The 14,279-nt window shown below is 47.6% G+C and carries 16 protein-coding genes and 1 riboswitch; of the genes, 3 read left to right on the top strand and 13 right to left on the bottom strand.

Features of this window, described 5'->3' with window-relative positions; all coding sequences use genetic code 11:
- The first annotated feature begins 37 nt into the window (after positions 1-37).
- Positions 38-565, top strand: a complete 528-nt coding sequence (locus tag J4N40_RS21995; protein WP_005374316.1) for a hypothetical protein — start codon at positions 38-40, stop codon at positions 563-565.
- Positions 566-602: 37 nt separating this feature from the next.
- Here J4N40_RS21995 and J4N40_RS21990 read toward each other — a convergent pair whose 3' ends face one another.
- The 5 genes from J4N40_RS21990 to J4N40_RS21970 all read right to left on the bottom strand — a co-directional run bounded on the left by J4N40_RS21990 (position 603) and on the right by J4N40_RS21970 (position 3,479).
- Positions 603-1,130: a GNAT family N-acetyltransferase gene (locus J4N40_RS21990; protein WP_005374314.1), complete on the bottom strand. Its 528-nt coding sequence runs from the start codon at positions 1,128-1,130 to the stop codon at positions 603-605.
- Positions 1,131-1,163: 33 nt separating this feature from the next.
- The gene (locus J4N40_RS21985; protein ID WP_042522353.1) at positions 1,164-1,631 is read right to left on the bottom strand and encodes an HAD family hydrolase; all 468 of its coding nucleotides are present in this window, start codon (positions 1,629-1,631) and stop codon (positions 1,164-1,166) included.
- Positions 1,632-1,750: 119 nt separating this feature from the next.
- Positions 1,751-2,221 carry a GNAT family N-acetyltransferase gene (locus J4N40_RS21980; RefSeq protein ID WP_250654515.1) on the bottom strand — a complete coding sequence of 157 codons (471 nt, stop codon included), beginning with the start codon at positions 2,219-2,221 and terminating at the stop codon, positions 1,751-1,753.
- Between the two features lies 1 nt (position 2,222).
- Positions 2,223-2,954, bottom strand: a complete 732-nt coding sequence (locus J4N40_RS21975) for a glucose 1-dehydrogenase (protein ID WP_042522357.1) — start codon at positions 2,952-2,954, stop codon at positions 2,223-2,225.
- A gap of 9 nt (positions 2,955-2,963) precedes the next feature.
- A complete protein-coding gene (locus J4N40_RS21970; RefSeq protein ID WP_025768771.1) occupies positions 2,964-3,479 on the bottom strand; it encodes a GNAT family N-acetyltransferase in 516 nt (171 codons plus the stop codon).
- Positions 3,480-3,749: 270 nt separating this feature from the next.
- Here J4N40_RS21970 and J4N40_RS21965 point away from each other — a divergent pair, with 270 nt between their 5' ends.
- Positions 3,750-4,844, top strand: coding sequence for a NapC/NirT family cytochrome c (locus tag J4N40_RS21965; RefSeq protein ID WP_005374302.1), 1,095 nt, complete (start codon positions 3,750-3,752; stop codon positions 4,842-4,844).
- A gap of 22 nt (positions 4,845-4,866) precedes the next feature.
- On the top strand, positions 4,867-7,314 hold the full coding sequence (locus tag J4N40_RS21960) for a trimethylamine-N-oxide reductase 2 (protein ID WP_042522361.1): 2,448 nt from the start codon (positions 4,867-4,869) through the stop codon (positions 7,312-7,314).
- Positions 7,315-7,384: 70 nt separating this feature from the next.
- Here the strand turns inward: J4N40_RS21960 and J4N40_RS21955 are convergent, their stop codons facing one another.
- The 8 genes from J4N40_RS21955 to thiD form a co-directional block, all read right to left on the bottom strand.
- Positions 7,385-8,110, bottom strand: a complete 726-nt coding sequence (locus J4N40_RS21955; RefSeq protein ID WP_005374297.1) for a phosphatase PAP2 family protein — start codon at positions 8,108-8,110, stop codon at positions 7,385-7,387.
- 210 nt (positions 8,111-8,320) lie between these two features.
- Complete coding sequence (gene thiE / locus J4N40_RS21950; protein ID WP_005374296.1) at positions 8,321-8,935, bottom strand: thiamine phosphate synthase; 615 nt, start codon at positions 8,933-8,935, stop codon at positions 8,321-8,323.
- Between the two features lie 61 nt (positions 8,936-8,996).
- Positions 8,997-9,788 carry a hydroxyethylthiazole kinase gene (thiM, locus tag J4N40_RS21945; RefSeq protein ID WP_042522363.1) on the bottom strand — a complete coding sequence of 264 codons (792 nt, stop codon included), beginning with the start codon at positions 9,786-9,788 and terminating at the stop codon, positions 8,997-8,999.
- 12 nt (positions 9,789-9,800) lie between these two features.
- The gene (gene tenA / locus J4N40_RS21940; RefSeq protein ID WP_025768777.1) at positions 9,801-10,469 is read right to left on the bottom strand and encodes a thiaminase II; all 669 of its coding nucleotides are present in this window, start codon (positions 10,467-10,469) and stop codon (positions 9,801-9,803) included.
- A 54-nt stretch (positions 10,470-10,523) separates the two neighbouring features.
- The gene (locus J4N40_RS21935) at positions 10,524-11,474 is read right to left on the bottom strand and encodes an ABC transporter substrate-binding protein (protein ID WP_025768778.1); all 951 of its coding nucleotides are present in this window, start codon (positions 11,472-11,474) and stop codon (positions 10,524-10,526) included.
- A 47-nt stretch (positions 11,475-11,521) separates the two neighbouring features.
- The gene (locus J4N40_RS21930) at positions 11,522-12,322 is read right to left on the bottom strand and encodes an ABC transporter permease (protein WP_009706843.1); all 801 of its coding nucleotides are present in this window, start codon (positions 12,320-12,322) and stop codon (positions 11,522-11,524) included.
- The gene (locus J4N40_RS21925) at positions 12,315-13,070 is read right to left on the bottom strand and encodes an ABC transporter ATP-binding protein (protein ID WP_171345581.1); all 756 of its coding nucleotides are present in this window, start codon (positions 13,068-13,070) and stop codon (positions 12,315-12,317) included. The genes J4N40_RS21930 and J4N40_RS21925 overlap by 8 nt, the downstream gene beginning before the upstream one ends.
- Positions 13,060-13,932, bottom strand: coding sequence for a bifunctional hydroxymethylpyrimidine kinase/phosphomethylpyrimidine kinase (gene thiD, locus J4N40_RS21920; protein ID WP_171345582.1), 873 nt, complete (start codon positions 13,930-13,932; stop codon positions 13,060-13,062). Before thiD ends, J4N40_RS21925 begins: the two co-directional genes overlap by 11 nt.
- 104 nt (positions 13,933-14,036) lie before the next feature.
- Positions 14,037-14,147: riboswitch (TPP riboswitch) on the bottom strand.
- Positions 14,148-14,279 lie beyond the last annotated feature (132 nt).

Below are 14,279 nucleotides of genomic sequence, written 5' to 3'. Positions count from 1 at the left end.
TGAGATAAGAAACGTGAAATCAAAGGGATTTACGCTGATGGAAATCACCATAGTGCTTACCACTTTGGCTTTCATCGCATTAGCTGCTTTACCAGTACTACTCGATATTCATCGCCAAGCATACGCTGCGATGCTGCACAGTTCTCAGTCTTCTTTGGGTACGGCTCTCAAATTCTTTCATGCTCAATCAGTGATTGATAACGCTTACGGCCAAGAGCACGTTCACTACATTGACCGACATGTCAAAACACGCAAAGGCATGCCAGAAGCGAGTGCCGATAGTATTCGAGCTTTGTTAGAAATCGATCTACCAGCCAGAGGTTATTCGAAAATTGACGTGCCGTGCAAAGGCAGTGATTTTTGCATCATCGGTCAGCAGCACCCAAACAGTGCTCATTTTGTCGCTATTCCTGATTATCAGTTCTTAGATAAATCGGGTGTTGATCGCGTGGTGTACATTTGGCCGCAAGGTTACACACTGGCAGAAGAAGCATGCTATTTCTACTACGTGAATCAAGCCTCTAACGATTCAATTGTTCGAGGGTATGTGACGCAAGGGTGTTAATCCCGAATAAGTGTTGCGAACAACGGTTATCGTGAGTCTACAAATCGGGGTTTTTCGAAGGGCTTTGCGCTTTATACAATACCATTTTTTGACTCATCAAGACTTTACCATTTGGCAAGGTCACTTCCCCAAGTTCCCCCTGATGTTCAAATCCAAACCGTTCATATAAAGCAATCGCTGGTGTGTTGGTTGTGTATACGTAGAGTGCGATTTGGTCGTAACCAAATTCCCAACCACGTGCGATCGCGACTGCCAATAGTTTCCGCCCCAATCCTTTGCCTCGGTAGTTTTTGTCGATGTGAATACCAAGAATACCGACGCGAAGGCGTTGCCCTCTTTCGTAACCGCACATCTCAGCTGGGTAGATTTCAACACTACCGATAAGTTTTTGGCGGTCAAACGCGACAAACTGAGGGATGGACTCGTTTTCCACACGTTGCAGGATTCTGCGAAGCGTTGCGTTATCGGGTGCAGGAGAAATCAAAAATTCCCCTTCGGAGTACACTCGATTCCACAGCGCGGTGAAGCGCGCGATATCGCTCACCTTGATGGATCTGATTTGCATTCATCTTCCTTGATTAGTGCAGGTTAGTAACGGTTAGGGGATAAGCTCAGATAAACAACGAATTTGGTTAGGAATGGCTTCGGCTGGTGCATCAGCGCCCGTTGGGTTAAACCAAATTGTGTTTACGCCCGCTTTCATCGCAGGGTAAATATCTTTGTGAGGTAAATCGCCAACCATGGTTATTCCACTCACGTTAACCCCTAACTGTTTTGCGATGGCGAGATAAAACTCAGGTTGGTGTTTAGCGATACCGAGGTTGGCAAAACAAAAATAGCCATTTAAGTATTGGTCTAAGTCGACGCGAACAAATGCACGCTGAACCTCTTCCATGTTGGAATCAGATGCACTGGTCGCAATGTAGATGGGATGATTTTGGGAAAGTATTGCCAGTGTTTTTCTGGCTTGAGGAACTGCTTCTACGTGTTCCCAATCGCACATTTTTCCTTGTGCGTGAGGGAAATCTACCATCAAGGTGTTCCCCCAATCGAAAAGATAAATCATGTTCGAATCTCCTTATCCGCACATCATATCGTCTTTTTCTAAAATCAGGGGGGTAAATTGCATCGATAAATGCGATTTAGGTGGGTTTAGCCGTGAAAAGCGCTTAATTGTCGTTATCGTTACAAATGTTTCAGCATAATGCGTGAGTTAGTTTTAAAACCTTGACTATCGTAAAAGCGCTGTGCTGGCTGATTGAATTCCATCACTTCCAATCGAACTTGTGTGGCATTGGCATCGCGCGCCCATTGCTCACAGGCTTGGAGCAGTTGGCGGCCGATTCCTTGCTGCTTTTGCGCTTCATCGACAACAATTGTTCCCACGCGACAAATTGGGTCTTTGATCAGAAAACTGACGGTGTCGTTTTGGGTGATCATCGCGGTTAAGAAGCCGAGAATTTGCTGTTCGCGTTCGGCAATCAAAAAGAGTCGCTCTTTGTTCTCTAGTGCTTGTGCAAGAAATTCACGGTCAGCTTCTGAAGGCGCAACAAAGGCTTCTGGCGCATTCGCAAAATGCAGTGAATTAATTTGAAAATTAAGCTGAAAAATTTCGTCTAAATCATCGGGAATCGCTTGTCGGATATGGACTTGCATTCTATCTGCCCCCTGCAATATCGATAAATGATCCTGTGATGTAAGAGGCTTCGTCACTTAATAGCCAAGCGATCGCATTTGCCACTTCTTCTACCGTGCCACCGCGTTTAAGAGGAATTTGAGGGCTGAGTCTATCTACTCGGTTTGGTTCTCCGCCGTCGGCATGCATATCAGTGTAGATGAAACCAGGTCGAACGCCATTGACGCGAATATTGCGCTCTGCCAACTCTAGCGAGAGCCCTTTAGTTAAGGTATCCATCGCGCCTTTTGATGTGGCGTAATCGACATACTCAAATGGCGCGCCTGAGCGCGACGCTCCAGAGGAGACATTCACAATTGCACCGCCTGCACTGAATCGCTTCGCCGCTTCTCGACAGCAGAGAAAACAGCTATTCACATTGGTGTTCATTACTTTCTGAAAGCGTTCCAAGCTGATTTCTGACAAAGGCGATTGAGTAAATAGGATGCCAACGTTGTTGACCAAGTGCGTCACTGCACCAAATTCACGTTCTGTTTCATCAAACAAGGAGAGCACTTGCTTCTCATCGGCTACGTCTGCGGCGATGGCAATCGCTTTGCCACCGTTTGCTTGTATTTCTGCCACAACTTGGTCGGCGGCCTCTTGCTGAGTGCGGTAATTAACGCAAACGCGATAGCCTTGCCCGGCCAGCTTTTTCGCCGCTGCGGCTCCAATGCCTCGGCTTGCGCCGGTAATGATGACTACTTTATTCAAAATACGTCCTTATTTTTGTAGTGAGTAGATTTTATCGGCGTAGGGTTTGCCACCAATTTGGTATGCGTCTGGAATGACCTCAATGAGTTCGAAACCACATTTTATCAGGACACGTTCTGACGCAATATTGCCTTCAGTGACCGTCGCGGAAAAGTGGTTGATGTTATGTGTCGAGGTTGCCCAATATAGAAGCGCTTGAAGAGTTTCTGTTCCAAACTGTTGGCCATGAAATTCCGGCAAAAGTAAGTAACCTACCTCTGCCTTACCGTTTTCAATAGCAAAGCCAGTGATGCCGATGGGTTGTTCAGATTGCTTATCGAGTATTACAAGGCAAAGCCAATGCTGGCTATTTGGGGTCCATGGTAATAATCGCGAAGCAAATTTTTCTCTTATTTCTGTTTCGCTGGGACGATCGAAACAGAGCGCAATAACCTCTTGTTCGGAGAGTAATCGTTGAAAGAGTTCCCAGTCACTGGCTTTGATGGGTCTTAATTGGCTTCTGTGCGTCTCGATGTAAACTGACATGCGTGTCCTTACTGCATCAATGTGGAGATTCAGTCTCTCATCCTTTTATCTGTTTAATCAAATAGTTGCATTCATAAAAGTGATTTATGTGGTGAATAGTTGGTTGGGTAATGGATTATTGCCATATATTCATCTTTGAGATGTAAATAACAAAATTTCATACTTGAGGCATACAGAGCAACACGGAAATGATGTGGATCAAGAGAGGACTACCCATAAAGTAGTAATTTGCGACCTATAATTACATTTTATTTGGAAGTGTTGCTAATTATGTCAATAAAAAAACGATATGTTGCACTGCTGGTTGCTGCCGGCATTGGTGTGGGCTGGTTAACTTTGGGGGGGAGTGCGGCAGTAATGCATTACACCTCAGATACTGAATTTTGTCTCTCGTGCCACTCTATGGAAACCCCTTACAAAGAGTACCAAGGCTCAGTGCACTTCAGTAATGCGAAAGGCATTCGCGCGGAATGTTCTGACTGTCATATTCCTCAAGAACCAATGGATTACCTGATCACCAAAATTCGCGCGTCGAAAGACATCTACCATGAATTTGTGACAGGTAAGATCGACACGCCAGAGAAATATGAAGCACATCGTAAAGATATGGCTGAAACGGTATGGGCTCAGTTCCGTGAAAATGATTCAGCGACGTGTCGTTCGTGTCATGATTTCGATGCAATGGAAGAGTTTGAGCAATCACGTGATGCGGCGAAGATGCACGCTTACGCGAAAGCAAACGATCAAACGTGTATCGATTGTCATAAAGGTGTGGCGCACTTTGCACCAGAAGCAGAGCTAGACAGCAAGGCATTTGAAACGTTGATGAGCTTCACCACAAAAACATCACCTAATGCCAAGGTTGTTTACCCTGTGACTGAAATCGCAATGGGTGAGATGGGTAAAATTAACCCAACGACGAAGTTGGAAGTAATCAGCTCTGAAGGCGACAACCGCACTGTTAAGTTGAACGCATTCCAAATGAAAGGCGCAGAGCAAGTGCTTTACATGGGAGAAGGTCAACGTGCCATCGTAGCAACGCTAACAGAGCAAGGCCAACAAGCGCTTGAAACTGGTGAATTTGAGGCAGATGTTTACGGCAACGAATGGCGCGCGGTTTCTCTAACTGGCGCTATTGATTCTCCAGTTGTTGACACGCTTGAACCAGTATGGTCATACGCAGAAGAGTTGGACAACGTTTACTGTGCAACTTGTCACGCGAAAATTCCTTCAAATCACTTCACAGTGAATGCATGGGGACCGGTAGCGAAAAGTATGGGTGATCGAACTGATATTTCAGCCGAGAACCTAGAAATTCTAACCAAGTTCTTCCAGCACCACGCGAAAGATGTGGTTGGTCACTAACGATAAATAGAAGGATAAGATTATGACTAATATGACCCGTCGCGGATTTCTAAAAGGCACTGGTATGGCGGCTGGTGCAATGGCATTCACTTCATTTGCACCTATGTCTGTTGCGTCTTCAAACCAGCGTGGCAAGGGCATTTTGACAGCGGGCCGCATGGGCCCAATGTTATGTGAAGTGAAAGATGGTAAGTTGGCTTCGACTACTAATGCTCTTCCACAAACTGTACCAAATAGTCTACAAACTACTGGGCCTGACCAAGTGCATACCAAGGCGCGTGTGAAGTACCCAATGGTACGTAAAGGCTACTTGGCAAACCCATCGTCGCCAGAAGGTGTGCGCGGTAGTGATGAGTTTGTACGTGTGTCTTGGGATGAGGCTTACAAGCTGATCCACGAACAGCACATGCGAATTCGCAAAGAATACGGCCCGGCTTCTGTGTTTGCAGGCTCTTACGGCTGGCGTTCAAGTGGCGTGCTGCACAAAGCACAAACCTTGCTGCAACGTTACATGAGCATGGCGGGCGGCTATTCAGGCCACTTGGGTGACTACTCAACGGGTGCTGCGCAGGTCATCATGCCGCACGTTGTGGGCTCTATCGAAGTGTACGAGCAACAAACTACGTACCCAGTGGTATTAGAGCACAGCGATGTGGTTGTGCTTTGGGGCTTAAACCCGATCAACACTCTAAAAATCGCGTGGAGCTCAACAGACTGTGCTGGTCTTGAGTTCTTCCATCAATTGAAAAAATCAGGCAAGACGGTCATTGCGATTGACCCTATTCGTTCTGAAACCATCGAGTTCTTTGGTGAGAATGCGGAGTGGATTGCTCCTCACCCAATGACCGACGTGGCAATGATGATGGGCATCGCACACACCTTAGTGAAACAAGGTAAGCACGATAAAGCCTTCCTCGATAAATACACCGCAGGTTACGACAAGTTTGAAGCGTACCTGATGGGCGAAGAAGACGGCGTAGAAAAATCAGCAGAATGGGCATCACAAATCTGTGGCGTACCTGCGAAGCAACTTGAGCTACTGGCTGACATCTTCAGTAAAAACCGCACCATGCTGATGGCGGGTTGGGGCATGCAGCGCCAACAATACGGTGAGCAGCGTCACTGGATGCTGGTTACACTGGCAACGATGTTGGGTCAAATCGGTTTACCGGGCGGTGGTTTTGGTTTCTCTTACCACTACTCAAACGGTGGTAACCCTGCTCGTGATGCTGGCGTACTTCCTGCGATTTCGGCATCGCTGGGTGGCGGCTCTTCTGCGGGGAACGACTGGGCGGTGTCTGGCGCGGTGCAAAGCTTCCCTGTAGCGCGTATTGTCGAGGCGTTGGAAAACCCAGGTCAATCCTACCATCATAACGGTCATGAACTGACGTTCCCGGACATCAAGATGATTTGGTGGGCCGGTGGTGCGAACTTTACTCACCACCAAGATACCAACCGCTTGATTAAAGCATGGCAAAAGCCTGAACTGATCGTGATTTCAGAGCCTTACTGGACGGCGGCTGCGAAGCACGCGGACATTGTTCTGCCAATCACCACATCGTTCGAGCGTAACGACTTAACGATGACGGGTGACTACAGTAACCAACACTTGGTGCCAATGAAGCAAGTGGTTGAGCCGCAAGGTGAAGCGCGTAATGACTTCGATGTATTCGCGGACATGGCAGAGATGCTAGCTCCGGGTGGCCGTGACGTATACACTGAAGGTAAAACCGAAATGGAATGGCTGTACGGCTTCTACAAGGCGGCGCAACAAGGTGGCCGTGGCTCTCGCGTAGCAATGCCGAACTTCAGCAAGTTCTGGGAAGATAACCAACTGATCGAGATGAAGTGGAACGAGAAGAACGCACAGTTTGTTCGTTACGCAGATTTCCGTGAAGACCCGATCATGAATCCACTCGGTACACCAAGTGGTAAGATCGAAATCTTCTCGAAAACCATTGAAGGTTATCAGTTGGAAGACTGTCCTCCACACCCAACGTGGATGGCACCAACCGAGTACACTGGCAATGCAAAAGACGGCGAGTTGCAGCTAATGACCGCGCACGCAGCGCATCGTCTACACAGCCAGTTTAACTACGCGAAGATTCGCGAAGAGTACGCAATTGCAAACCGTGAACCTATTTGGATTCACCCTGAAGATGCGAAAGCGCGTGGTATTAAAACGGGCGATTTAGTTCGTGCGTTTAACAACCGTGGCCAAGTATTGGTAGGTGCAGAAGTGACTGACCGAATCAAGCAAGGTTCAGTGTGTATTCATGAAGGCGGCTGGCCGGATCTGGATCCGAAAACCGGCATTTGTAAGAACGGCGGTTGTAACGTGTTAACGTTGGATATTCCGACCTCTCGACTTGCAAACGGCTGTGCGGCGAACTCGGCGCTGGTTCGTATTGAAAAATACACTGGCCCAGAATTAGAACTAACAGCGTTTGAACCACCAAGAAATGGTTAGAAAAAAGTAGCGTTTTAAAGCAAGAAGCCAGCGAATCGCTGGCTTCTTTTTTATCTAGTAATCGTTCAAATTAGCGCGAAGCGAGAGAAACAAATGGCATCTGTTTCTTAATTTGAAATGTCGGGAGTAAAGTAAATACAATCGCGACAAACAAGACTGAGCCTATTAAATCTTCAGGGCGATGCATCCCCAGCCATAAGCGGCTATATGCGACGCTCATTCCCCACATCCATAATGACAGTGCAGAGATATAGCACTTGTTCTGTAAGAACAACCCGCCAAAGAAAGCCAAACAAATCGAAACGAAAATCGTATGGCCGGATGGGAAAGAATAGTCTTTCTCGCCTTGCCAATGGCGCGTTCGCCAATCACTGACGTGTTCAGAAATCTGGTTAATTACGTTGGCTTGCTGCTTTGTATCCAACTGATAAAACGCGTCTGGGTGCTCAATCAATTGTTCTGCTGCGAGCAATTCCGTGTAGGGACGCGGGCTTTCTGTCATCAGTTTTAGCCCCGTTTTGCTGGCAAAACCAATCACCAGTAACAACCCTAACATTGAGAGTTTTTGTATCCACTCAATGCGACTTGGTTTAAAGCGAAATAAAGAAAGCAGTAGCAGTGTTAACGTAATTAAAAAGCCTTTGCTACCAGCAGAATCTGTGAGCAAAGTAAAAGTAATACCCAGACTTTCCGGCACCTGTGAAGTGAGATTGTGATAAGAGCCAAACAGCGACATTGGGATGATGCCAAGAACAAACAAGGCGAGCATCATCAATCCATATTTTTTGGTTTTCATTGAGAGCGTTTTGTTTTTATTGAGGGTTATTCAACCACGTGAAAATAAGGGGCTTATCTTACGTTATCTGGCGTGAAAAACTTATCAACGCTCTGTCAATTCGAGCGTGAAAGTGACATTGCAGCTCTTCGTTGTGAAAGGAGAGGTTGTTGAAAGTACTGAAAGGCAAACGCGCTCATCCATAAGCGCTTTGTTCAGGCGTGAGCAAGGTTAGCTCATCAACCCTAATAAATATTCCGATGCGGCTTTTGGATCTTCTGCGTGGCAAATCGCTGAAACCAAAGCTAAGCCATGAACACCAGTGGCGCTGAGTTGCGGAATGTTACTTTCGTTAATGCCGCCAATGGCAACAATCGGCAGTGAAGTCGTCTCTAACGCCATCTTCAAGCCATCAATACCCCAGAACTTCTTGGTGTTGGTTTTGGTCGGCGTCGCGAAGATTGCGCTCAAGCCGATGTAATCAATCGGAAGAGAGTCCGCTTCTGCAAGCTGCTCTTCATTTTCGATGGATAAGCCGAGGATTTTGTTTGGTCCAATCAACTCACGAGCGATAGTTGCGGGCATGTCTGATTGCCCGAGGTGAACCCCATCGGCATCAACTGCCAGTGCAACATCAACGCGGTCATTGATGATCAAAGGCACATTGGTATCTTTAAGGATGTCTTTCACGGCTTGAGCACGTTCGATAAACGCACGCACATCGCCGTGTTTTTCGCGGACTTGTACCATGGTCACGCCACCTTCCACGGCTTTTCTCACAACACGCTTTAGTGTGGCTAAATCTTGTTGGTCATCGGTGACCAAATATAAACGATAGGCGTTCATTTTGTTTCCTTTGGGCCTCTCATCTACAGGGAGTGAGAGGCCGGTATTTGTTAGAGAAAGCTTAACTCACTTGGAGTTTTAGGCGTTTTGCCAGTGTTTCTTCATCCAGTTGGTAAAGCTCATCCAACAGGTTCATTTGCAGACTGCCTGGCCCTCGCGCTTGCTCAGCCGCAATTTCACCCACAACGCCCAGTACCGCCGCGGCAGCAAGTCCGGAGTGATCACCAACAGCAGCGAAAGCACCCGTCAGTGCCGTGAGCGTACAGCCCATTCCGGTTACGTATGGCATCATCTCGTGACCATTGTTCAGTTGCACGGTTTGCCCTTTCGTGACGATGTAATCAGTCTCGCCAGAAATCACCACACTTGCACCATACTCTGAAACTAAGAAGTTCGCTGCGCCAAGTGCTGCGTCGCTGCTGTCTAACGCATCGACGCCTTTGCTTTGTGCTTGCTCGCCAGCGAGTGCAATGATTTCTGAAGCGTTACCTCGGATGATGAGTTTGTCTGCAAGGCGTGCGATTTCACGTGATGTCTCGGTACGTAGTGAGCTTGCTCCGCAACCGACAGGATCGAGCACAACGATTTTACCATTGGCATTGGCTTGCTCTACGGCATAGCTCATACGCGGTGTCCAAATGCTGTCTAGGGTACCGATGTTGATAACCAGTGCGCCAGCGAACGACATCATCTCTGCCATTTCCTGCTTGGAGTGCGCCATGATTGGAGAAGCACCAATAGCCAATAGGGCGTTTGCCGTGTTGTTCATCACCACGTAGTTAGTGATGTTGACGACTAATGGCTTTTGTTGGCGTACTGCGGTTAATGCTTGGGTGATTTGTTCAATTAACATGAGACTCTCCGATTAACCTTGCTGAGCGTTCAGACCTTGTTGCCAGAATGCCACTTCCATACGCGTTGCGGTTTTGAATACCTGAATCAGGTTTTGACCACGCTGGCTATTGATATCGATTTCCGCCAATAACTGGTTAAAGTGTTCTGCACCTTTTGCGACACCAGATTGGAATTCCTCACCACCGTAGAGGTTGATCCAACTTGCGTATGGATTGCCTTCGATTACCGTGTTCTCACTTTCAATCAGCATCTTACCGATTACGGCATAACCGATAGAACATGGTGCCAGTGCCGCGTATAGATCAACAAGATCGCCCGTCATTCCTGCATCCAACACGTAGCGGGTGTAAGCCACAGTGCCGAAATCTTCTGGCTCGTTTTCTAGGTCGGATTCCGTCAGTCCCCATTGCTCACAGTAAGTCACGTGATGGGCAATTTCAGAATCGAGCAATGCATGTACGCTTGGTAGGGCGCGGCGCATGTCATCCAAAGTACGCGCTTTGTAGATCGCTAATGCGTAAGCTCGCGCGTACTGTTTTAGGAAAAGAAAATCCTGCTTTAGGTAATGCAGAAAACAAGGCTGAGCCAGAGTGCCTTGCGCTAATTGCTGCACGAAAGCATGCTCAGTGTATTCTTGCCAATCTTGGCGGCAAGCGTCGATCAAATCTTGGTATTTCATTATGGGTATCTCGTTATCAAAAGACCCTAGGCTTAGATCCTAAGGTCAGTAGAATTAGTCAAAGTTCGGTACGTAATCTTTCGCTTTTGGCAGTGTTTCGATGATTTTTTGTGAATACATGAACTGCGCGTAATCATCGTAGCGCTTCAGATCTACAGCAGATGGACGAAGAGCGAAACGAGTTAGCGTGTCGTTCCAAGCGCGTTGGTTAAGCTCGTTGTTGAGGGTGTCTGGTGAATAAGCCACGAACTCTTTCCACGACTCTTTTGGATGGTTAACGATGTAAGTGGTTGCTTGCTCTAGTGCTTTGTTGAATGCTTTGATGGCTTCTTTGTTGTAGGTTTTCGCATTAGCTACGAAAACTAACTCATCATACGCTGGCACGCCGTGTTCTTCAGGGAAGAAGGCTTTAGCTTTATAACCTTCTAATGCCAGTTGGTTGGTTTCGAAGTTACGTAGACCGCCCCAAATCGCATCCACCTTGCCAGACGCAAGAGACGAAGACAGCGCCCAACCTACGTTGATGATTTGTACGTCAGAAAACTTCACGTTCTCTTGCGCAAGCATAGTGCCGATTGTCGCTTCTTCGTTGCCTGCGATCGCAATACCGATCTTCTTGCCTTTCAAGTCGCCAAGCTTTTCATTCTTACCGTTATCTAGCACCATCAGCGTGTTGAGTGGCGTAGCAATCAACGTCGCAGAGCGGATTAGTGGTAAACCAGCCGCGACATCGATAGTTAGGCTTGGTTGGTAAGAAATCGCCATGTCGACTTTACCCGCAGCGACCAACTTAGGTGGTGTGCTTGGATCTGCAGGCTCTTGAATATTGACCTTCAAACCTTGCTCTTTGAAGTAACCACGCTCTTTGGCAATCACGATAGGACCATGATTTGGATTGACGAACCAATCCAACATCAGTGTCATCTCTTTTTCTGCTGCAAGCACATTGGTTGATACCACTGAAGCGAGTAGAGCAGCAGCGCTCATAAGTTTGTTTTTATTCACGGGGTTCTTCCTTTTCTTTCCCAATTTTCTTTGGTTATTTTCTGTAATTACTTGCTTTCCCAAGGGATGGCTTTTTTCAATAATTTATCGGTGATGAAGTAGAGTGAGATAGACAGCACGGCGAGGATAAACAGCGCCGCAAACATCTCGTCAATGATCATGCGAGCGTTAGCTTGGAGCATCAGATAACCCAAGCCTTCACTTGAACCTACCCACTCACCGACCACTGCTCCAATTGGCGCAATAACGACGGCAACACGAATACCTGAAGCTAACGTTGGTAGCGCGGCTGGCAATTGAATATGACGAAGTAGCTGCCATTTAGACGCGCCCATGGTCTTGGCAAGATCGAGGTAACCTGTTGGTGTATTGCGTAAGCCGTCGTAGCAACATGTCGTGACGGGGAAAAAGATGATGATTGCCGCCATAACAACTTTTGAAGCAATGCCGTAACCCAACCAAAGCATGAGCACTGGCGCGATGGCGAACACAGGGATCGCTTGGCTAGCAATCAGAATGGGCAGTAACCAACGCTTCAGCGGTTCGAACATCAGCATTTGCAATGCGAACAGCAAACCCATTGATAATCCAAGCGCCAAACCAAGTAAAATCTCTTGCGCGGTAACCCAAGTATGTTTGAGCAAGACATCGTAACGAGTGACCAATCTATCCAGCACTTCAATTGGTGAAGGTAAGATGAAGCTTGGCATGTCGAATACCACAACAACCAACTGCCACAATCCCAAGATCACCGCTGTGCTAATGACCAAGCGCAGAGCCGGATGGGTCACGCGTTCTTTTTTACTAATGCGTGCCGAAACGGAGTTGTACTGAGTCATATCACTCATAGTCTTTCTCCAGTTGATCCAAAATCGCTTGTTGTAACGCCGCGCACTCTCCATCGAGAACTCGGGGCGGCTTGGAGTCTGGAACGACCAAGTGCTGAGCTTGCGCAGGTGTGCCTTGCAACACATAGAGTTGGTGAGCTAATCGCACCGCTTCTTGTGGGTCGTGGGTAATCAGAACAACCGTCTTATCTTTCAATAATTCGGCAGACAAGGTTTGCAACTTATGGCGAGTAACCGCGTCCAGTGCAGAGAAAGGCTCATCCATCAAAACCAGAGGTTTGTCTTGCATCAGAGTGCGAGCAAGAGCAACACGCTGTCTCATGCCGCCAGATAGTTGAGCTGGCTTAGCATCCGCGCAATCGGCGAGTCCCACTTGGTTGAGTAAAGCCAGTGCACGTTGTTTAATTTGCTCTGGTGATTTGTCCTGAGAAAATCGAGTGCTGAGGCAGACGTTGTCCAACACATTTAGCCATGGTAGCAACAAGTCTTGTTGTGCCATGTACGCGATACGTTCGTGCAGAGCGAATCCATCCGTTGTGGTTAATTCACCATGCCATTCGACTTTGTCGTCTAACAACCCAGCTAGATAACGAAGGATCGTCGTTTTTCCGCAACCACTGCGGCCAAGTAACACAGTCCATTGATTAGCAGGGATTGTCATACTCAACCCTGCTAATGTTGACGTTTGGCTGTCTTTGTATTGCAGACTTGCTTCGGTAAGCTGAATGCCGAGTGCGTTAGCGCACATGCGTGTGACCTGCAAAAAAGTGGTTCACAGGACCGTGACCTTTACCGACATCCAATTCGTCAGCGTGCGCGATAGCTTGGCTGATGTACTGCTTACCAAGGTGCACCGCTTTGTGCAGGTTGTTGCCTTGGCCAAGGTAAGACGCGATAGCAGAAGACAGCGTGCAGCCTGTGCCATGGGTGTTTTTGGTTGGAAAGCGTTTAGCGCTGATTAACTCGGCGCTGTCTTGCATGATCAGCAGATCGTTGCTGTTTTCATCTTTTTCCAAGTGGCCGCCTTTTAACAGCACCGCTTTTGCACCGAGCGCGCGTAAATCAGCAATCATATCGTTCATTTCAGATTCTGATTGAGGCACTGGATTACCCGTCAATGCTGCGCCTTCGGGTAGGTTAGGGGTAATGATGTCTGCGAGCGGAATCAATTCTTTTTTTAAAGTGCTGATTGCTGACTGTTCCAGTAATAGATCGCCGCTGGTGGCCACCATTACAGGGTCAATCACGAGGTGTTTTGGCTGGTATTGCTTAATTTTGTTGGCAACAACTTTGATGATGTTGGAATCTGCCAGCATGCCTACTTTGACTGCAACGATGTTGAGGTCGGTGAATACCGCATCGAGTTGGCTCTCTACATGGTCGAGAGGAATGGGGAAAATCGCAGAAACGCCCTGGGTATTTTGCGAAGTAATCGCCGTGATTACCGAGCAAGCAAAGCTGCCAGTCGCGGACATCGCTTTAATATCTGCTTGAATGCCTGCGCCGCCGCCGCTGTCAGAACCTGCAATCGTCAACACGATCGGTGTGTCTGTTGAAGCTGCTGCTTGTGGCTGTGTTGATGGTTTTTCTTGGCTTGACTGCTGCGCCATGGTCGCTCCTATTACAGACGTAAAGGAACTGACTTGGCCATTGAAGATCGGTGTATGGATCCGTTGAGGCTAGCTGCGTCGATACAGGTTTGAGGCAGGCTAGTGGCAAAGTGATGATAGTTCCCTACGTCAGTGCTAACTGAATCAGGTTCAACGGGTCTCGAATTTCGATCTCAGCCGACGCATTCACTGCATGGGCCCCCCGACTATTTCGTCAAGATAATAGCAGTTCACTCAGTTACGGTGCACGTGTTTTTTCCGGCCAAGAGGGGGCAATCGATTAAATATGAGACTTGAGAGCAGTAAAGATAGACCAGAATTTAGCGTAAATAACGTGCTGCATTGAA

The organism is Vibrio sp. SCSIO 43097, from assembly GCF_023650755.1.
Taxonomy (GTDB): Bacteria; Pseudomonadota; Gammaproteobacteria; order Enterobacterales; family Vibrionaceae; genus Vibrio; species Vibrio alginolyticus.
This window is presented reverse-complemented; position numbering and strand designations above follow the sequence as displayed.

Excerpts from the sequence above, each read along its gene's own strand:
- J4N40_RS21995 (WP_005374316.1), top strand. The coding sequence starts at position 38 with ATGGAAATCACCATAGTGCTTACCACTTTGGCTTTCATCGCATTAGCT.
- J4N40_RS21990 (WP_005374314.1), bottom strand. The coding sequence starts at position 1,130 with ATGCAAATCAGATCCATCAAGGTGAGCGATATCGCGCGCTTCACCGCG.
- J4N40_RS21985 (WP_042522353.1), bottom strand. The coding sequence starts at position 1,631 with ATGATTTATCTTTTCGATTGGGGGAACACCTTGATGGTAGATTTCCCT.
- J4N40_RS21980 (WP_250654515.1), bottom strand. The coding sequence starts at position 2,221 with ATGCAAGTCCATATCCGACAAGCGATTCCCGATGATTTAGACGAAATT.
- J4N40_RS21970 (WP_025768771.1), bottom strand. The coding sequence starts at position 3,479 with ATGTCAGTTTACATCGAGACGCACAGAAGCCAATTAAGACCCATCAAA.
- J4N40_RS21965 (WP_005374302.1), top strand. The coding sequence starts at position 3,750 with ATGTCAATAAAAAAACGATATGTTGCACTGCTGGTTGCTGCCGGCATT.
- J4N40_RS21960 (WP_042522361.1), top strand. The coding sequence starts at position 4,867 with ATGACTAATATGACCCGTCGCGGATTTCTAAAAGGCACTGGTATGGCG.
- J4N40_RS21955 (WP_005374297.1), bottom strand. The coding sequence starts at position 8,110 with ATGAAAACCAAAAAATATGGATTGATGATGCTCGCCTTGTTTGTTCTT.
- thiE (WP_005374296.1), bottom strand. The coding sequence starts at position 8,935 with ATGAACGCCTATCGTTTATATTTGGTCACCGATGACCAACAAGATTTA.
- thiM (WP_042522363.1), bottom strand. The coding sequence starts at position 9,788 with ATGTTAATTGAACAAATCACCCAAGCATTAACCGCAGTACGCCAACAA.
- tenA (WP_025768777.1), bottom strand. The coding sequence starts at position 10,469 with ATGAAATACCAAGATTTGATCGACGCTTGCCGCCAAGATTGGCAAGAA.
- J4N40_RS21930 (WP_009706843.1), bottom strand. The coding sequence starts at position 12,322 with ATGAGTGATATGACTCAGTACAACTCCGTTTCGGCACGCATTAGTAAA.
- J4N40_RS21925 (WP_171345581.1), bottom strand. The coding sequence starts at position 13,070 with ATGTGCGCTAACGCACTCGGCATTCAGCTTACCGAAGCAAGTCTGCAA.
- thiD (WP_171345582.1), bottom strand. The coding sequence starts at position 13,932 with ATGGCGCAGCAGTCAAGCCAAGAAAAACCATCAACACAGCCACAAGCA.